Consider the following 18474-nt stretch of genomic DNA (forward strand, 5'->3'; position numbering starts at 1 on the left):
GTCAGGGCAAGCGCCGTCGCATTATGCGGCGCGCGGAAGTGCGATCGGGACGAGTGCCGCCAGGAATTGCTCGGCGCTTGCGCGCCAGCTGTGGCGCCTGCCTTCGGCCGCGCATCGTGCCCGATCGAGCCTCAGCGCGCCGGCAATCGCGCGGGTGAGGTCATCGTCCATCACGCCGCTGGCGGAGGAGAGGACGTCGATCGGGCCGGGCACCGGATAGGCGGCCACCGGCGTCCCGCATGCCAGCGCCTCGATCATCACCAACCCGAAAGTGTCGGTCCGGCTGGGGAACACCAGAACGTCGGCGGTGCGATAGCAGGCGGCGAGCGCTTCGCCGAAGCGGGGGCCGAGGAAATGTGCGTTGGGGAAACGGTGGCGAAGGTCGGGAAGGGCGGGGCCGTCGCCGACCACCACCTTGCTGCCCGGATGCGGGGCGGCGAGGAAGGCGGCGACATTCTTTTCGGTCGCGACACGGCCGACGTACAGCAGGACCGGGCGGGGCAGGGCGGCGAGATGTTGATCCGTAGCGCCGTCCGGCGTGAACTCGCGCGCGACGCCGCGGCCCCAGGGCAGCGTGTGCGAGATGCCGTGTGAGGCCAGCATGTGCTGGATGGTGGGGGTCGAGACAAGGACGGCGTCGGCGCGCTGGTGGAAGCGGCGAACAAGGTGCCAGATCCACGCCGGGCTCAACCCGGTGCGCGCGGCGACATAATCCGGGAATTGCGTGTGATAGGCGGTGGTGAACGGAACGCCGCGGTCGAGGCACCAGCGGCGTGCGGCGAAGCCGAGTGGCCCTTCGGTCGCGATATGGATCGCCTCCGCTCCGAAGGCGGCGATGCGGCTGCCCACTGCGCGAGAGCTGGCCAGCGCCAGCCGGATCTCCGGATAGGTGGGGCAGGGGAAGGAGCGAAAGCCCTCGGGTGCGATGACCAAAGGATGGTGGCCCATCGTGGTCAGCTCGCCGACCAGCGACTGGAGGGTGCGCACGACGCCATTTACCTGCGGCGCCCAGGCATCGGTGACGATCGCGATCTTCATGATGCGCGCTCAGGCTGCGATGGCGAGGACGGCCGCCGCCTCGCGCCGGGCCATTACTTCGGCCCAGTGGACGATCTCCATCCGCCCGTCGACATGCTCGACCAGCGCCGTGGCGCTTTCGACCCAGTCGCCATCGTTGAAATAAGCGATGTCGCCGATCGTTCGCATCTCGGCGGTGTGGATATGGCCGCAGACCACGCCGTCGACCCCGCGCGCGCCGGCGGCCTCGGCGACAATCTCCTCGAAGCGGGAGATGAAGGCGACTGCGTTCTTGACGCGCGCCTTGGCATGTTTGCTGAGCGACCAATAGGGAAGCCCGACGCGGCGACGGAAAGCGTTCACCGCGCGATTGGCCAGCATTAGCAGGCTGTAGGCAGTGTCGCCGACATGGGCGAGCCAGCGATGCGCAAGAGTGATCGCGTCGAATTCGTCGCCATGGAGCACCAGCAGGCGACGGTCGTCGGCGGTGACGTGAATAGCGTTGCGGCGGATCGCGATGCCGCCGAAGTCGAGGCCGCAGAACTGGCGAAACGCCTCATCATGATTGCCGGGGATGAAGATCATCCGCGTCCCCCGCCCAGCGCGTTTCAACAGTCGCCATACGACATCGCTGTGCGCTGCCGGCCAGTAGAATTTCCGCCGCAGCCGCCAGCCATCGACGATATCGCCCACCAGATACATGGTGTCGCTGTCGACATGGTCGAGGAAGTCGATGAGCATCCCGGCATTGCACCCGCGGGTGCCGAGATGGACATCGCTGATCCAGATGGTGCGATAGCGCGTCCGTTCGACGGCGCGTTCCGGAAGATGAGGGCGCGAATTGGCGAAATCCGCAAGGTCGGTGACGTCGGCGAGCGTGACGGTCGTCGGCATGGCGGGCCCTCCCTGCCACGCAGTTCTAACCGCGGCAGGTTACGGGCAGATCACCGATCGATGACGCTTTGATAGCAGCTTCGTATCAGGCGTGTGACGGCCGGGTAACGGCCGCCGTCAGCGTATCAGCGAACCTGTTCGACCACCGGCGCGCCCGTCACCGGATCGGTCGTCGGTGTGAGCGTGAACAGGCCGACCGCACCGAGCAGGAACCCGCCGGCGAACTGCCACAGGAAGCTGGACTTGAGGAGGCGGGTCATAAGCGTACTCTGTATCTCGTTTCTGTTCGTCGCAGTGGTAGCCACGACCGCCTGAACCGGGGCTGGTGCCCCCGTTCATCACGTGTTTTGCATGTAGGGACGCGGCCCTTGCCCTTGTATGGTCAACAAGGAAAGGAACTGTTTCCGTACGGGAACCTTTTTTACGTCCGTTCGTGCGTCGACCAAGCCGGATTGTTGAAGCTGGTCGACGCGAGATTGCTGCTAGCGCAGCGCGGCGCACGCCTGCTGGATCCGGGTGCACGCCTCGCGAAGGATCTCCTCGCTCGTCGCGTAGCTGATGCGCATCGCCGGGGAGAGGCCGAACGCCACGCCCTGCACGGCGGCGACCCGCGCTTCCTCCAGAAGATAGCCGACGAAATCGCTGTCGGTTTCGATCTTCTGCCCCTTGGGCGTCGTCTTGCCGATGAGGCCGGAGACCTCGGGATAGACGTAGAAGGCGCCTTCAGGCGTCGGGCAGGTGATGCCCGGCGTGTCGTTCAGCATGCCGACGACCAGATCGCGGCGCGCCTTGAAGGCGGCATTGCGCTCCGCAAGGAAGGATTGGTCGCCATTCAGCGCCGCGGCGGCCGCAGCCTGGGCGATCGAGCACGGGTTGCTGGTCGACTGCGACTGGAGCTTCGCCATCGCCTTGATCAGCCATTGCGCGCCGCCAGCGAAGCCGATGCGCCAGCCGGTCATGGCATAGGCCTTGGAGCAGCCGTTCACCGTCAGCGTGCGATCGTAGAGCGACGGGCAGACCTGAGCGATCGTGGCGAACTGGAAATCGTCGTAAACGATATGCTCGTACATATCGTCGGCGAAGATCCAGACGTGGGGGTGGCGTTCCAGCACCTCGCCCAGCGCCTTCAGCTCGGCGGCGGTATAGGCGGCGCCGGTCGGGTTGGACGGCGAATTGAGGATCAGCCACTTGGTACGCGGCGTGATCGCGGCCTCCAGCATCGCCGGCGTCAGCTTGTAGCCATGTTCCGGGCCCGCTGCGACGACGATCGGCGTGCCGCCGGCGAACTGAACGACATCGGGATAGCTGACCCAATAGGGCGCCGGCACGATCACCTCGTCGCCCTCGCCGACGGTCGCGACCATGGCGTTGAACAAGGTGTGCTTGCCGCCGACGTTCACGCTGATCTGCGCGGGGGTGTAGTCGAGCCCGTTGTCGCGCTTGAACTTGGCGACGATCGCATCCTTCAGCTCAGGCGTGCCATCGACATTGGTGTATTTCGTCTGGCCACGGCGGATTGCCTCGATCGCCGCTTCCTTGACGAAATCGGGCGTGTCGAAATCCGGCTCGCCGGCACCCAGACCGATGACGTCGATACCGGCACGCTTCAGCTCCTGCACCTTGGTGGTGATCGCCAGCGTGGGCGATGGGCTGATGCGATCGAGCGCGGCGGACGTCTTCATAGGGGCGGCTCCTTTAAGCGCCGCGGCCTATAGCGAGGCGTCTCCCGGCTCCGCAACTGTCACGAACGCGGACATGAGGCCGCGCAGCGCATTTCCGACATGAAAGCCGGCCGCGAGATCATCAGCGGTCAGTTCGTGTTCGACCGCGCGGCCGATGTCGATCAGCTCGGCGCGCAGCACCCCGGGAAGAAGGCCACGCGCCAGCGGCGGCGTGAGCAGCAGCCCATCACGTTCCACGAAGACGCTGGTGAAGCTGCCTTCCGTCAGGAACCCGTCCGGATCGACGAACACCACCTCGTCAGCGCCGGCGCGGCGGCGTGCCTCGTCATAGAAGCGTCTACTGCTGGTCTTGTGGCGGAGCCGATAGTCGGATGGGACGACCGGCAAGGGTGCCAGCGCCACGCGCAATGTTCGGGGGATCGGGGGCGGAGCAGGCGCGACCTCGATCGTGATCCGGCCGCTGTGGCTCAGCAACAGCCGGATGCGAGCAGGTGCCCGCAACCGGAAGGTCGCCGCCTGCAGTTCATTGCGGGCGTCATGCCGGTCGAAGACGAAGCCGAGGCGGGCGGCGCTGGCCTTCATACGCGCCAGATGCCGCTCGACGAGCAGGATGCCCGCATCGGGATCGAAGCGCATCGTCTCGATCAGGTCGGGGGTTCGCTGGCCGTGCGTCAGGAACGCGCCCTTGGCCAGTGCCTCGTCCCACTCGCTGTCAGCGCGGCTGTCAGCGACGATCCCGCCGCCAAGGCCAAGCGTCGCGTGATCCGCACCCGCGGCGATCTCCAGCGTGCGGATGGCGACATTGAACTGCGCGTCGCCGCCGGAATCGATCGCCCCGATCGAGCCGGTATAGATGCCGCGCGGCGCATGTTCGATCTCGCGAAGCACCTGCATGGCCCGAACCTTCGGGGCGCCGGTGATCGAACCGCAGGGGAAAAGGGCCGACAGCACGTCGATCGCGTCGCGCCCGGGGGCGAGCCGTGCGGTGACGGTGGAGGTCATCTGATGAACCGTCGGATATCGCTCCACCGCAAAGAGCGCAGGTACCTTAACGCTGCCGGCGGCGGCGACCCGCGACAGGTCGTTGCGCATCAGATCGACGATCATCAGGTTTTCCGCGCGCTGCTTCTCGTCGCTGGCCAGCGCATCGGCGATGTCGTCGTCGCGGGAAGGGTCAGGATCGCGGCGCGCGGTGCCCTTCATCGGCCGGCAGGTGAGCGTGTCTCCTTCAAGGCGGAAGAACAATTCCGGGGAGAAGGAGAGCAGCAGATGATCGCCGGTGGCGACGATCGCGCCCCATCCGGCAGCAGCGCGGGTGCGCACCGCGGCGTAGAGCGCCAGTGGATCGCCCGCAAAGGGCACCCGCGCCCGGAACGTGAGGTTCGCCTGATAGATGTCGCCGGCGGTGATCAGGTCCAGCACCTGTCGCAGCGCCGCATCATATTCGTCGCGCGAGATGGCGGGTTCCAGCGCGCCGATCCATGCGCCGTCCGGGGCGGGCAGGATCGTGTGGGGGGCGCATAGCTCCTCCACCGCCGCGAACAGGCCGAACCACAGGAGCGGGGTGGCCGGTGCGGGAAGCGTCCCGACATGCGGCTCCAGCGCGGCGCCGCCCTCATAGGCAATGAAGCCCGCCGCGTGATGGCCCGCCGCGATGCCTTCGCGAACGCTGGTCAGCGCGGGCGCCAGTTGATCCACCGAATGTGCTTCGATGATCGCCACCGGATCGCGATACAGGCGTGCGGGCGCGCCACCGGGCCGGGCATCGTCGAGCAGCACGAAGGGTGCGGCGAGGGACATACAAGGCGCCATGCCCGTCCCCGCCCATGGCGGCAACCCCGCTTGGTGCGCCGCGCCAACGCTGCTGCCTTGCCGTGAGGGCGATCTGCGGGCTAGCAATGTGCGCCGCTCATCCAGCGCAAGTTTTCGAGGAAATGCCCGTGACCGATGCGACCACCGAACCAGCGCTGCGCGCGATGATCGTCCCGGTGACGCCAATCGAGCAGAATTGCACGATCATCTGGTGCACCAAGACGAAGAAGGCGGCGGTGATCGATCCGGGTGGCGACCTGCCCAAGATCAAGGCAGCGCTGGCGCAGGCTGGCGTGACGGCGGAGAAGATCCTGCTGACCCATGGCCATATCGACCATGCCGGCGAGGCGAAGCCGCTGGCCGAGGAGCTGGGCGTGCCGATCGAGGGGCCGCAGGAGGAGGACCGCTTCTGGCTGGCGCGGCTGGGTGACGATGGCCGCAACTGGGGCATCCGCGGCGTCCCGTTCGAGCCGGATCGCTGGCTGGAGGATGGCGACACGGTGACGGTGGGCGAACTGACGCTCGACGTCTATCACACGCCGGGGCACACTGCGGGGCACGTGATTTTCCACCACGCGCCGTCCAAGTTCGCGCAGGTTGGCGACGTGCTGTTCCAGGGCTCGGTCGGCCGTACCGATCTGCCGCAGGGCAATCACAAGACGCTGATCAACTCGATCGTCACCAAGCTCTGGCCGCTGGGCAGCGAGACCGCGTTCATCCCCGGGCACGGCAAGCCTTCCACCTTCGCGCATGAGCGGCAGTGGAACATGTTCGTGAGCGACAGCGCGCTGGAGGCGTGACCCGGCTGGGCCGCCCGGCGGCGCTGGAGACCAGGACATGATGGAAGCCGAATTCATCGCCGCGTTGCGCCGCCTGCCGCTGCATGAGGGGGCGCAGGGGCTGAGCGACGACGTGGCACGGCTGGGCGACCTCGTCATCACCACCGACACGATGATCGCGGGGGTCCACTTCCTGCCCGACGATCCGCCTGGCGATGTGGCGTGGAAGCTGGTGGCGGTGAATTTGTCGGATCTGGCCGCCAAGGGGGCGGAGCCGGTCGGAATCCTGTTGAATTACCCGCTGTCGGATACCGGCTGGGACCGGGCGTTCCTTGCGGGACTGAACGCCTGCCTGTCGGCGCTGGGCTGCCCATTGCTGGGCGGCGACACGGTTGGGCTGCCCGAAGGTGCGGCGCGCGTGCTGACGGTGACGGCTTTTGGTCGGGCCGATGCGGTCCCGGCGCGATCGGGCGCAAAGGCGGGTGACCGTTTGTGGGTGACGGGCACGATCGGCGATGCGGGCGCGGGGTTGAAGGCGGCCCAGCGGGGGGATGGCCCGGATGCGCTGATTGCCGCCTATCGCCGGCCGCGCCCGCGGCTTGCGGAAGGGCGGACGCTCGCCCCGCTGGCGCATGCGATGATGGACGTGTCCGACGGGCTGTTGATCGACGGCTGGCGCATGGCGGCGGCGAGCGGGCTGGCCCTGACCATCGCGCTCGATCGCGTTCCGTTGTCGACGACCTATCGCAGCTATGCCGGTGACGATGTGCTGGCGGCGGCGACGGCGGGGGATGACTATCAGCTTCTGTGCGCGCTGCCGCCCGAGGTTGCGCCGACCAGCATCGCGACGTGCATCGGCAGCTTTGCTGTGGGCAAGGGACTGGTCCTGACCCAGAGCGGAGAGGTTGTTGCCCTGCCGCCGCGGCTCGGCTTCGAGCATCGCGCCTGACCGATCAAAGTCCAGCGTCAGTCAAGACGGGAAATCATCAGTCATCATTGCGGGCAGGACGCCGCTCTGATTGCCCGAAAACCGGCCATTATTGGTGCCTTGCACTTTCCTGCCGCACGGTTACGCTCCGTCATACAAGAACGATAAGCATAGGAGGCCGGCGGTTACCGCCCGGGGGCGGGGCCGATCGGCCACGTTAGGGGAAGGAACGCGATGACCACGGTCTATATCGCCATCCTCTGCGGCCTGCTGGCCGTGGTCTATGGCATCGTCACCAGCCAGCAAGTCCTACGAGCCTCTCCGGGCAATGAACGGATGCAGGACATCGCCGCCGCCATTCAGGAAGGGGCGAAGGCCTATCTTGGCCGCCAATATACCACGATTGCCATCGTCGGCGTGGTCGTCGCCGTCATCATCTTTGCGACCCTGGGCGTCCTCTCGACGGTCGGGTTCCTGATCGGCGCAGTGCTGTCGGGCGTTGCCGGCTATGTCGGCATGAATATCTCGGTGCGCGCCAACGTTCGTACGGCAGAGGCTGCGCGGGGCACGCTGCAGGGCGGATTGACGATGGCGTTCCGCTCCGGCGCGGTCACCGGGATGCTGGTGGCGGGGCTGGGATTGCTCGCGATTGCGGGATTCTTCTGGTATCTGACCGGGCCGGGCGGCTACGCGCCCAACGCGCGCGTGATCATCGAGGCGCTGACCGCACTGGCGTTCGGCGCATCGCTCATCTCCATCTTTGCGCGGCTCGGCGGCGGCATCTTCACCAAGGCCGCTGACGTCGGCGCCGATCTGGTCGGCAAGGTCGAGGCGGGCATCCCCGAGGACGACCCCCGCAACCCGGCGGTGATCGCCGACAATGTGGGCGACAATGTCGGCGATTGCGCGGGCATGGCCGCGGACCTGTTCGAAACCTATGTCGTGACGCTGGGCGTGACGATGATTTCGATCGCGCTGCTAATCCAGGCATCGCCTGCCGAGCTGATGAACCTGATGAGCCTGCCGCTGATCGTCGGCGGCGTGTGCATCATCACCTCGATCATCGGCACCTACATGGTGCGGCTGGGATCGAAGGGGTCGATCATGGGCGCGCTGTACAAGGGGTTCTGGACCTCCGCGCTGCTTGCCATCCCGGCGATCTATGTCGCGACGCAGATGACGCTCGGCGACCTGAACGTGCCGATTGGCGCCGCTGGTTTCCTTGAGGCGACCAGCGACACGATCGTCAGCGGGGCGGGCGATCTTACCGTGACAGAGGTCACTGGCGCGCCGGCGGCGGACGCCTTCACCGGCATGGACCTGTTCTGGTGCATGTTGATCGGCCTGGCGGTGACGGGCCTGATCGTGTGGATCACGGAATATTACACCGGCACCAACTACCGCCCCGTCAAGTCGATCGCCAAGGCGAGCGAGACCGGCCATGGCACCAACGTCATTCAGGGGCTGGCGATCAGCCTGGAGGCGACCGCGCTGCCTACGCTGGTGATCGTGATCGCGGTGGTCGCGACGTACAAGCTCGCAGGCGTGATCGGCATCGCCTTTGCCGCCACGTCGATGCTGGCGCTGGCCGGAATGGTCGTCGCGCTGGATGCTTATGGCCCGGTGACGGACAATGCCGGCGGCATTGCGGAGATGGCCGGCTTGGAGGACCAGGTCCGTCACAAGACGGACGCGCTGGATGCGGTAGGCAACACGACCAAGGCGGTGACCAAGGGTTATGCCATCGGGTCCGCCGGCCTGGCAGCGCTGGTTCTGTTCGGTGCCTATACCACTGACCTGCAGACCTATTTTCCTGACATCGCGGTCGATTTCAGCCTGTCCAACCCCTACGTCATCGTCGGACTGTTGCTCGGCGCGCTGCTGCCGTATCTGTTCGGGGCGTTCGGCATGACCGCGGTCGGCCGGGCGGCAGGCGCGGTGGTCGAGGAAGTGCGCGACCAGTTCCGCAACAATCCCGGGATCATGGAAGGGACGAGCCGGCCCAATTACGGGCGCACCGTCGATCTGGTCACCCGCGCGGCGATCCGCGAGATGATCATACCGTCGCTGCTGCCGGTATTGTCGCCGATCGTGCTGTATTTCGTGGTGACCGCGGTGGATGGCCAGGCGTCGGGATTCGCCGCGCTTGGCGCGATGCTGCTGGGCGTGATCGTCTCCGGCCTGTTCGTCGCGCTGTCGATGACCAGCGGCGGCGGCGCGTGGGACAATGCCAAGAAATATATCGAGGACGGCAATTACGGCGGCAAGGGATCGGAGGCGCACAAGGCGGCCGTGACCGGCGACACCGTGGGTGACCCGTACAAGGATACCGCCGGTCCGGCGGTCAATCCGATGATCAAGATCACCAACATCGTGGCATTGCTGTTGCTGGCGGCGCTGGCCGGCGGCGGCTGAGGCAGCAGCAATATTGCGTCGGGCCGCTGCGCTGCCTATCCCGGGTTGAAATAGGAGCAACGCAGCAGCCATGACCACATTCGACGATCGCGAGCGCGCCTTCGAGACCAAGTTCGCGCGCGACGAGGACCTTGCCTTCCGCATCATCGCCCGGCGCAATCGCCTGCTTGGCCAGTGGGCGGCCGGGCTGATGAAGCTGACGCCCGAGGAAGCGGACGCTTATGCCAAGACGGTGGTGCACGCCGACCTGGAGGAAGCGGGCGATGGTGACGTGATCCGCAAGCTGGTCGGTGACCTGACCGCGGCTGGCGTCGACATCGGCGAAGCCGAGGTGCGTGAGGCGCTCGACAAGCAGACCGTCGAGGCGCGCCGCCAGCTGATGGAAGCACAATAACGTGCCCATGGCGGCGGACGAAATCGCGGCGTTGATCCGCGAGGGGATCCCCGATGCCGAGGTCGAGATCACCGATCTGGCCGGCGACGGCGATCATTATGCCGCGCGTGTGACCGCGGCGTCCTTCGCCGGCATGTCGCGGGTGAAGCAGCACCAGTCGGTCTATGCCGCGCTGGGTGGTCGCATGGGCGGGGTACTCCACGCCTTGCAGTTGACGACGGGCGTGCCGAAATAACGGCCAGCCGCTTCACGCGAAGGACAAAGAATGACTGACGATACCAACGCCCGCATCGACGCGGTGGTGAAGAACAACCCCGTGGTGCTGTTCATGAAGGGCACGCCGCTGTTCCCGCAGTGCGGCTTTTCCAGCCGGGCGGTGGCTATCCTCCAGCATCTGAACGCCGATTTCGAGAGCGTCGACGTGTTGCAGGATCAGGCGATCCGCCAGGGCATCAAGGCCTATTCGGACTGGCCCACGATCCCGCAGCTGTACGTCAACGGCGAGTTCGTCGGTGGATCGGACATCATGATGGAAATGTACGAGAGCGGTGAGCTGGCCGAGCTGATCAAGGACGGGCCCAAGGCTGCCTGATTGATTATCCACCGGAAGGGTGCGCGGTACTAATGTGCGCCCTTCCGGCTGGAACGTGCGACTGGCTCGATCCTGGCGCGCGCCTGGCTGGCCGTTCCTGCCCCAGCGCTGCTCCGGCGATCAGGCCAGTGAGCGCAATTGTTCCAGCGTATCGATGTCCACCAGCTCGCCCGCGGGTGCATGAACGTGCTTCCCGCGGCGAATGATGTCGCGGGCGCCACTATCGCCTGACAGGCGTTCAAGCAGCGGAAAAAGGGCGTAACCGAACACGGCCGGTGGGCGTGGAGCGTCGCCATCCGTGGAGGCGACGATAGCCGAGGGTCCATCCGCCGCCGCCAGCAGTCGCTGGATGTGACCGGCGGTGACGCGGGGCATATCGGCCAGCACGACGAGCAGCGCCTGCGGCTTCACTTCGGCGGCACGCCGCACGCCTAATCGCAGCGATGACGCCATGTCACCCACCGGATCGTCATTCACGATCGTGGCATAGCCGTGGCTGGCATAATCGATGAGGCTCCGCCTGACGACGGCGAGCCGGGCGTGAAAGGGAAGAACCGCTAGCGTCTCCACGACATGGATACCCAGCGGTCGCCCCTCCAGCACGGCGTCTAGCTTGCTCGGACCAGCACCGAAGCGCCGCGACTGGCCCGCTGCGAGCAGGAGGAGCGCGGTGTCCTCAGCCGCGATCATGGAAGGCCTTCACCATCGCGCCGGCGATGGAGAGGGCGATTTCGGCCGGCCCGATCGCGCCGATATCGAGCCCGACGGGACCGTCGATTCGCGCCAGATCATCGGCCGAGACGCCGGCCTCCGCCAGCCGCTGAAGCCGCGCGGCGTGGCTCTTGCGGCTGCCGAGCGCGCCGACATAGCCGGTATTGGCGGCGAGCGCGGCGACGAGCGCGGGATCGTCGATCTTGGTATCGTGGCTGAGCGTTACCACTGCTGTCGAGGGCCCGGGCTTGTATGCCTCGACCGCCTCGTCGGGCCAGCGATCGTCGAGCGTCGTATCGGGGAAGCGCTCCTCGGTGAGGAAGCGGCCGCGCGGGTCGATCACCACCGTCTCGATGCCGAGCGTGCGGGCGAGGCCGACGAGCGACTGGGCGATCTGCACCGCGCCCACAACGATGAGGCGGCGTGGCGGATCGTAGCGGTTGGCGAAGATCTCGCCGGTCTCGACGGGACGCAGATCGCTGTGGCCGGTGGTGAGGTCCGTGGTGACGGTGAGCGACTGGCCGTCCGCGCGGGCCTCGATGATGCGGTCGAACAGTTCGGGGTCGAATCCTTCCGCCGAGACCGGCTGCACCATCACGCTGATCTCACCGCCGCAGGGCAGGCCGACTTCCCACGCGCTGGCATCGGCGACGCCATATTTCTTCACCGCGACCGGGCTGCCGGCGATGACGCGGGCGGCGGTATCGAGGATGTCGCCTTCGACGCAGCCACCCGAGACCGAACCTTCGAAGCGGCCGTCCTCATGCACCAGCATGTGGCTGCCGCGGGGGCGGGGGGCTGAACCCCAGGTGGAGACGACCGTGGCGAGCGCCATGCGGGCGCCCTTCCACGATTGAGCCGCGGAGAGGACGCTGTCGTTATCGGCCATGGATCACACCGGTGGGAGATGAGGGAGAAGTTTGTCGAGCGTCACCGGCATGTCGTAGATGCGCACGCCGGTGGCATTGTGGATCGCGTTGACGATCGCCGCGCCCGAGCCGGCGATACCGAGCTCGCCGACGCCCTTCGCGCCGACCGGATTGGCGGAATCGTCGATCTCCTCGACGAAATAGGCCTCGATCTGCGGCACGTCGGCATTCACGGCGACGTGATATTCGCCGAAATCGGGATTCACGAAGCGGCCGTTGCGGGTGTCGACCACGCCATCTTCGCTCAGCGCATAGGCAAGACCCCAGACCATGCCGCCGACGATCTGGTTCTTCGCGGTCTTCTCGTTGAGTACGCGGCCAATATCGAACACGCCGAGCATGCGGCGCACGCGCAGCTCGCCGGTGACGGCGTTCACCGCGACTTCGGCGAATTGCGCACCGTGGCTCGCCTGGCTGGTCGCCTGCGATTCCTTGCCGGGCGAGGTCTTGCCCTTGGCGGCGATCGGTGAGCCGCGAACGAGATCGGCGAGCGGACTGGTACGGGTGCCCGCAGTGACGATGCCGTCCTTGAGGCGCATGTCCTCCGGCGCGGCATTCATGCGGCGGCCGAGCTCGGCGAGAATGTCCTCGCAAGCGAGCGCGGCGGCGGCGCAGGCGCTGCCCGCGCCGAACGATCCGCCCGAGCCGGCGCTTGGCGGCAGATCGCTGTCGCCGATCACGACGTCGATCGCCTCGATCGGCAGGCCGAGCATGTCGCCGACGGTCTGCGCAAGGATCGTGTAGGTGCCGGTGCCGATATCGGTCATGTCGGTGCGCACGGTGGCCCGGCCGTCATCGACAAGGATCACCTCGGCCTCGGCATTGACGGTGAAATTGCCGCGCAGTGCCGCGGCCATGCCCATGCCGATGAGCCATTCGCCCTCGCGCCGGCTCCCGGGCGTCGCCTCGCGCCGATCCCAGCCGAAACGGCGCGCGCCCTCCTCGTAGCAATCGAGCAGGCGGCGGGTGGAGAAGCGCTTGCCGGTGGTGGGATCGCGGGGCGGCTCGTTGCGACGGCGCAGCTCGATCGGGTCCAGGCCAAGCGCCTCGGCCAGTTCGTCCATCGCGCATTCGACCGCGAAGGTGCCGATCGCCTCGCCCGGCGCGCGCACCGCGCCCGTTGCGGGCAAGTCGATCCGGGCAAGATCGGTGCGGAAACGGCGTGCCTCGCCGGCGTAGAGCGGCAACGTGCCGAACGGCACCGGCTCCAGAAAGGCGCTGTCGTCATTCTGATAGGCGACGCTTTCATGGCCGATCGCGCTGATCCGTCCCTCATGATCAGCGCCGATGCGCAGCCGCTGCGTCGTCGGTGAGCGATGATGGACCATATAGGCGGTCTGTCGACGGCTGAGCGCGACCTTCACGGGGCGGCCGATTTTCTCCGCGGCGATGGCGGCGAAGATCACCTCCGGGCCGACGCCGGTCTTCCCGCCGAACCCGCCACCGACATAGGGTGCGACGACGCGGACGCGATCAGCGTCGATGCCAAGCGCGGTGGCGATCGTGGACTTGGCCGCGCCGATCACCTGATTGCTGGAGCGGACGATGAGTTTGTCGCCCTCCCACCAGGCGGTGGTAGCATGCGGCTCGAGCGCGGCGGGGAAGTGGATCGGGGTCGTATAGGTGCGGTCGATCACCACCTCGGCAGCGGCGAGCGCCGCGTCGAGATCGCCGCGGTTCACCGGCGGAAGGAAGCCGAGCTTGTGATCCTGCTGGACCTCCACGTCGGCGGCGTCGAAGCGGCCGGGCGATTCCTCGTAGCTGACGGCCACGAGGCGGACGGCGGCGCGGGCCGCCTCCTGCGTCTCTGCAACGACGATGGCGACGCCCTGGCCGTAGTGGAACACCTCGTCCTTGCCGATCGCGGACATGGCGCGCGAGTTGCCCTCACCGGTCGGCATGCGCGGATCGCCATGGATGACCGCGATCACGCCGGGCGCAGCCTCTGCCTCGGTCGCATCCACGCCGGTCACCCGGCCGCGGCCGATGCTGGACTGCACGACGGCGAGGTAGGCGGTGTTTTCCGGTGCCTGCTCGAAGGCATAGGGCGCCGCGCCGCTGACCTTTTCGCGTGCTTCGTAGCGGTCGATCGGCTTGCCGAGCAGGCCCTGCTGCGCGCGGTCGAGGGCGGCGGGACGATAGGGCGCGTCCATCGCGAGATCGTTCATGCCGGCTCCCCGGTAAGGTCACGCAGCGCGGTGACGAGCACGCGCCGGGTGAGCGGGATCTTGAAATCATTGTGGCCGAAGCCGCGGGCGCCGGTGAGCAGCGCGTCGGCGGCGGCATCGAAGGTGGCTTGTTTGGCCGGCTTTCCCATCAGCGCAGCCTCCACCGCGGGATCGCGCCATGGCTGGTGTGCAAGGCCACCGAAGGCGAGCGCCGCATGGGTAATCGTGCCGTTCTCCACCGCGACGACCCCGGCGACCGAGACCAGCGCGAAAGCATAGGAGGCGCGGTCACGTACCTTGCGGTAAAGCTGCCGCGCGCCGGGGGGCGGGGCGGGAAGAGCGATGTGGGTGATGAGTTCGCCCGGTTCCAGCACCGTCTCGATATGCGGCGTGTCGCCGGGCAGGCAGTAGAAATCGCCGAGCGGGATGCGGCGGCGATCGCCGTCGGGCTTCAGCGTGACGACGGTCGCGTCGAGCGCCCGCATCGCGACGGGCATGTCGCCAGGGTGGGTAGCGATACACTGGTCGCTGGTGCCGAGGATCGCGTGGATTCGGTTGAACCCGTCGATCGCATCGCAGCCGCTGCCGGGGTCGCGTTTGTTGCACTCGGCGTGGGTGTCGTAGAAGAAATAGCAGCGGGTGCGCTGGAGGAGGTTGCCGCCAGTGGTCGCCTTGTTGCGGAGCTGGCCCGAGGCGCCGGCAAGCAGCGCGCGGCTGAGCGCCGGATACAGGGCGATGACGCGCGGGTCGGCGGCAAGATCGCTGTTCGGCACCAATGCGCCGATCAGCAGGCCGCCGTCCTGTTCCTCGATCGTATTCAGATCGAGCCGGCTGATGTCGACCAGCCTTTCCGGCGTTTCCACCTGCAGCTTCATCAGGTCGAGCAAATTGGTGCCGCCAGCGATGAAGCGGCCGCCGGCGCGAACGGCGGCTTCGGGGCTCTCCGCGCGGGTGTAGTCGAAGGTCTTCACGCCTCCTGCTCCTGCGCATGTACGTCGCGGATGGCATCGACGATGTTGGGATAGGCGGAGCAGCGGCAGATGTTGCCGCTCATCCGCTCGCTGATCTCCGCATCATCCAGCGCCGGGGCGGAAAGATCGTCGGTGACATGGCTGGGCCAGCCCCTGGCCACTTCATCCAGCATGCCCACCGCGGAGCAAATCTGCCCCGGCGTGCAATAGCCGCATTGATAGCCGTCATGGCGGACGAACGCCGCCTGCATCGGGTGAAGCGAGTCGGTGCTGCCTAGCCCCTCGATCGTCAGGATGTCATCATCCTGGTGCATCACGGCCAGCGTGAGACACGCATTGATCCGCCGCCCGTTGACCAGCACCGTACAGGCGCCGCATTGGCCATGATCGCAGCCCTTCTTGGTGCCCGTCAGGGCAAACTCCTCGCGGAGGACGTCGAGGAGCGAGGCGCGGATGTCGGGATCGGCCTCGCGCTTGCTGCCGTTGATGGTGAAGCGCATGGGCGTACTATGCGCCACTCGCCGAGACGATCCAAGTATATCCCGATAATTCTTGTTATGGCGCTGGCAGCTTGTAGATCCACGTCGCAAATGGAGCCGATGACTTTCGTTCCTTCCTTGTCGCCGCCGATTGTGATTGCTCATCGCGGTGCTTCCGGAGAGCGCCCGGAGCATACGATTGCCGCCTATCAACTCGCGATCGCGCAAGGTGCGGATGTGATCGAGCCCGATCTGGTGTCGACCAGCGATGGTGTGCTGGTGGCGCGCCACGAGAATGAGATCAGCGAGACGACCGACGTCGCGGACCATCCGGAATTCGCCGATCGCCGCACGACCAAGACGATCGACGGCAAGGAACTGACCGGCTGGTTCACCGAGGATTTCACGCTGGCGGAGCTGAAGACGCTGCGCGCGAAGGAGCGGCTGCCCCTGATGCGCCCGGGCAACCGGGACTATGACGGCAGGGAGACGATCCCGACCTTCGACGAGGTAATCGTGCTGGCCAAGAAGCACGGCGTGGGGATCTACCCCGAGACGAAGCACCCGACCTATTTCGCGTCGATCGGCATGGGAACGGATGTGCCGCTGGTCGAGGCGCTGCGCCGTGCCGGATGGGACAGCGCCGATGCGCCAGTGTTCATCCAGTCGTTCGAGATCGCGAACCTCAAGCGGCTGAATGACATGACGAGTGTGCGGCTGATCCAGCTGGTCGATGGTAAGGGCGGGCCGGCGGATGGCGCCGCGCCAAGCTATGCCGCGATGATGACGCCGGCCGGGTTGAATGCGGTGGCGGGCTACGCGTGGGGCATTGGGCCTAACAAGGCGATGCTTTGGGATGGCTCAGCGCCGACCACGCTGGTCAGCGACGCCCATGCAGCCGGCCTGCGCGTCCATCCCTGGACGTACCGCGCGGAGAATTACTTCCTTCCCGCCCCCTATCGACAAGGGATCAACCCGCGCGGCCACGGTGACTTGGCCGCCGAGATTTCGGCAGCGCTTCGCCTTGGTATCGACGGATTCTTCACCGACTTTCCTGCAACAGGCGTAAAGGTGCGCGATCAGGTGCGGGGAGTGAAGTGATGCGTAAAACAGTTCTGATCGCGGTGGCCGCGATCATCCCGCTCGCCACTGGCGGCTGCGTTCGCACAGCCGCGAGCGTCGTGACGGCGCCGTTCAAGGCCGCCGGGAAGGTGGTCGACTGGTCCACCACGAGTCAGGAGGAGGCCGACCGCAACTACGGCCGCAAGATGCGCAAGGACGAGGCGCGCGAAGGCAAGGAGCGGCGCGAATGGCAGAAGCGCTGCCGCAAGAATCCCGAAACGTGCGGTCCCTATGACGGCTTCGTCGCCGGCCGCGATCGCTGAGCGAGCGGCAAGTCCGCAGGTGCTGCGCGTGCCCCTGAAGCGGCGGCGCTAGGCGGCGCGGCGCTGCGCCTTGGCGATGATCGCACGGGCGGCGCGCTGAGCCACCGCTATGTCGCGGGCCGGCATGTCATCGGCGATTTCGGCGCGGGCTGCCTGGGCCGCGACATGTCCGGCGACGGCGGCCAGATTGAACCATTTGTGGGCTTCGATCAGGTCGTATTCCGCGCCGTTGGTGCCGGTGGAATAGGCAACGCCAAGATCGTAGCAGGCATCATCATCGCCGCGCAGCGCATCGCTGAGCCGGCTGTTGATCAGAAAACGCGCACTGTCGAGACTGTTACCCATTTCCCTCGCCCCATGTTCATGTCCCCATGCGGCGACATTGGCGCGATTCGTGTATCAAAATGGTTAACGCGCTCAGTCGAGCGTGACAGCAATGTTGTCGATCAGCCTGGTCTGCCCCATCCGGGCGGCGGCGAGCAGGCGGCGGGGGCGATCAGCGCCTGGGTTGGCGGCCAGCGTCTCGGAGTCGACCAAAGTGACATAATCGACGGTGAACCCGGCTGCGACGAGGCTCGTCTGCGCTTCTGCTGCTGCTTCCTCCGGGGGGATGCCGCGGGCGATCGCGCGGGCGGCGACGCCAAGCGCACGTGGCAGAGCCACCGCCTTGGCGCGTTCTTCCTCGTCGAGGTAGATGTTGCGCGACGAGAGGGCCAGGCCGTCATCATCGCGCTGCGTTGGCACGCCCACGATGTCGATCGCGAAATCGAGATCGTTCACCATCCGGCGGATCACCTGCAATTGTTGGTAGTCCTTTTCGCCGAAGAAGGCGGCGTCCGGCGAAACCTGGTTGAACAGCTTCGTCACCACCGTCGCGACGCCGTCGAAATGTCCGGGACGTGCCGCGCCGTCCAGCGTCTCGCTCACGCCTGCGACGCTGACGGTCGAGGCGAAGCCGTCGGGGTACATGGTTTCGACGGTCGGCAGCCACAGCAGGTCGCAGCCCGCCTCCGCCAGCATCCGCGAATCGGCGGCCTCGCGGCGCGGATAGCGCGCCAGATCCTCGTTCGGGCCAAATTGCGTCGGGTTGACGAAGATCGAGGCAACAACCTTAGTCCCGGCCCGCTTTGCCGCGTCAATCAATGCGATATGCCCGGCGTGAAGCGCCCCCATGGTAGGCACAAGCGCGATGCGCGCACCCTCTGCACGGAAGGCAGCGATCGCGGCGCGCAGCTCGTTCAGGTCACGGACAGTCTGCACGCCGATGAAACTCCACTCGAAACGGAACGGGCGGGCATCTATGGGGATCGGTGGACGC

General features: G+C 66.6%; 20 protein-coding genes. 8 read left to right on the top strand and 12 right to left on the bottom strand.

Translation table 11 applies throughout. From position 1 onward, the window contains the following. Positions 1–21: 21 nt before the first annotated feature. From L8F96_RS10800 to pabB, 5 genes are all read right to left on the bottom strand, one after another. Positions 22–1038: a glycosyltransferase family 4 protein gene (locus L8F96_RS10800; RefSeq protein ID WP_334655984.1), complete on the bottom strand. Its 1017-nt coding sequence runs from the start codon at positions 1036–1038 to the stop codon at positions 22–24. A gap of 9 nt (positions 1039–1047) precedes the next feature. Then, positions 1048–1911 (bottom strand): UDP-2,3-diacylglucosamine diphosphatase, encoded by an 864-nt coding sequence (locus L8F96_RS10805; RefSeq protein WP_334655986.1) that lies wholly within the window; start codon positions 1909–1911, stop codon positions 1048–1050. A gap of 125 nt (positions 1912–2036) precedes the next feature. After that, complete coding sequence (locus L8F96_RS10810) at positions 2037–2171, bottom strand: hypothetical protein (protein WP_269430566.1); 135 nt, start codon at positions 2169–2171, stop codon at positions 2037–2039. Positions 2172–2393: 222 nt separating this feature from the next. Further along, entirely contained in the window at positions 2394–3593 is a 1200-nt protein-coding gene (locus tag L8F96_RS10815; RefSeq protein ID WP_046409105.1) for a pyridoxal phosphate-dependent aminotransferase, read from the bottom strand. A 27-nt stretch (positions 3594–3620) separates the two neighbouring features. After that, the gene (gene pabB / locus L8F96_RS10820; protein ID WP_046409106.1) at positions 3621–5393 is read right to left on the bottom strand and encodes an aminodeoxychorismate synthase component I; all 1773 of its coding nucleotides are present in this window, start codon (positions 5391–5393) and stop codon (positions 3621–3623) included. Between the two features lie 176 nt (positions 5394–5569). Here pabB and L8F96_RS10825 point away from each other — a divergent pair, with 176 nt between their 5' ends. The 6 genes from L8F96_RS10825 (at position 5570) to grxD (ending at position 10513) form a co-directional block, all read left to right on the top strand. Then, entirely contained in the window at positions 5570–6205 is a 636-nt protein-coding gene (locus tag L8F96_RS10825; RefSeq protein WP_301091880.1) for an MBL fold metallo-hydrolase, read from the top strand. 37 nt (positions 6206–6242) lie between these two features. Then, positions 6243–7133, top strand: a complete 891-nt coding sequence (gene thiL / locus L8F96_RS10830) for a thiamine-phosphate kinase (protein WP_334655987.1) — start codon at positions 6243–6245, stop codon at positions 7131–7133. 213 nt (positions 7134–7346) lie between these two features. Then, positions 7347–9527, top strand: coding sequence for a sodium-translocating pyrophosphatase (locus L8F96_RS10835; RefSeq protein ID WP_334655988.1), 2181 nt, complete (start codon positions 7347–7349; stop codon positions 9525–9527). Positions 9528–9597: 70 nt separating this feature from the next. Then, positions 9598–9921 carry a DUF1476 domain-containing protein gene (locus L8F96_RS10840; protein ID WP_046409108.1) on the top strand — a complete coding sequence of 108 codons (324 nt, stop codon included), beginning with the start codon at positions 9598–9600 and terminating at the stop codon, positions 9919–9921. A 1-nt stretch (position 9922) separates the two neighbouring features. Further along, positions 9923–10156, top strand: coding sequence for a BolA family transcriptional regulator (locus tag L8F96_RS10845; RefSeq protein ID WP_334655989.1), 234 nt, complete (start codon positions 9923–9925; stop codon positions 10154–10156). 30 nt (positions 10157–10186) lie between these two features. Beyond that, positions 10187–10513 carry a Grx4 family monothiol glutaredoxin gene (gene grxD / locus L8F96_RS10850; RefSeq protein WP_046409110.1) on the top strand — a complete coding sequence of 109 codons (327 nt, stop codon included), beginning with the start codon at positions 10187–10189 and terminating at the stop codon, positions 10511–10513. 120 nt (positions 10514–10633) lie between these two features. On the opposite strand, the gene L8F96_RS10855 is transcribed toward grxD, so the two are convergent. From L8F96_RS10855 to L8F96_RS10875, 5 genes are read right to left on the bottom strand one after another with little or no spacing between them, the layout of a single operon-like run. Continuing rightward, positions 10634–11203 (bottom strand): nucleotidyltransferase family protein, encoded by a 570-nt coding sequence (locus tag L8F96_RS10855; RefSeq protein ID WP_334655990.1) that lies wholly within the window; start codon positions 11201–11203, stop codon positions 10634–10636. Further along, positions 11190–12113, bottom strand: a complete 924-nt coding sequence (locus L8F96_RS10860) for an XdhC family protein (protein WP_334655991.1) — start codon at positions 12111–12113, stop codon at positions 11190–11192. The genes L8F96_RS10855 and L8F96_RS10860 overlap by 14 nt, the downstream gene beginning before the upstream one ends. Before the next feature lie 3 nt (positions 12114–12116). Next, positions 12117–14321 (bottom strand): xanthine dehydrogenase family protein molybdopterin-binding subunit, encoded by a 2205-nt coding sequence (locus tag L8F96_RS10865; RefSeq protein WP_334655992.1) that lies wholly within the window; start codon positions 14319–14321, stop codon positions 12117–12119. Then, positions 14318–15292, bottom strand: a complete 975-nt coding sequence (locus L8F96_RS10870; protein WP_334655993.1) for an FAD binding domain-containing protein — start codon at positions 15290–15292, stop codon at positions 14318–14320. The genes L8F96_RS10865 and L8F96_RS10870 overlap by 4 nt, the downstream gene beginning before the upstream one ends. Beyond that, complete coding sequence (locus L8F96_RS10875) at positions 15289–15792, bottom strand: 2Fe-2S iron-sulfur cluster-binding protein (protein ID WP_125945168.1); 504 nt, start codon at positions 15790–15792, stop codon at positions 15289–15291. The genes L8F96_RS10870 and L8F96_RS10875 overlap by 4 nt, the downstream gene beginning before the upstream one ends. Positions 15793–15882: 90 nt before the next feature. On the opposite strand from L8F96_RS10875, the gene L8F96_RS10880 reads away from it, so the two are divergent. Both L8F96_RS10880 and L8F96_RS10885 read left to right on the top strand, forming a co-directional pair. After that, positions 15883–16872, top strand: a complete 990-nt coding sequence (locus L8F96_RS10880) for a glycerophosphodiester phosphodiesterase (RefSeq protein WP_417158965.1) — start codon at positions 15883–15885, stop codon at positions 16870–16872. After that, positions 16872–17156 (top strand): hypothetical protein, encoded by a 285-nt coding sequence (locus tag L8F96_RS10885; protein ID WP_334655995.1) that lies wholly within the window; start codon positions 16872–16874, stop codon positions 17154–17156. The genes L8F96_RS10880 and L8F96_RS10885 overlap by 1 nt, the downstream gene beginning before the upstream one ends. A gap of 48 nt (positions 17157–17204) precedes the next feature. On the opposite strand, the gene L8F96_RS10890 is transcribed toward L8F96_RS10885, so the two are convergent. Continuing rightward, a complete protein-coding gene (locus tag L8F96_RS10890) occupies positions 17205–17501 on the bottom strand; it encodes a hypothetical protein (RefSeq protein WP_334655996.1) in 297 nt (98 codons plus the stop codon). Between the two features lie 72 nt (positions 17502–17573). Then, positions 17574–18416, bottom strand: coding sequence for a pantoate--beta-alanine ligase (panC, locus tag L8F96_RS10895; protein WP_046409117.1), 843 nt, complete (start codon positions 18414–18416; stop codon positions 17574–17576). Positions 18417–18474 lie beyond the last annotated feature (58 nt).

Source organism: Sphingomonas panaciterrae (assembly GCF_036890205.1).
Taxonomy (GTDB): domain Bacteria; phylum Pseudomonadota; class Alphaproteobacteria; order Sphingomonadales; family Sphingomonadaceae; genus Sphingomonas; species Sphingomonas panaciterrae.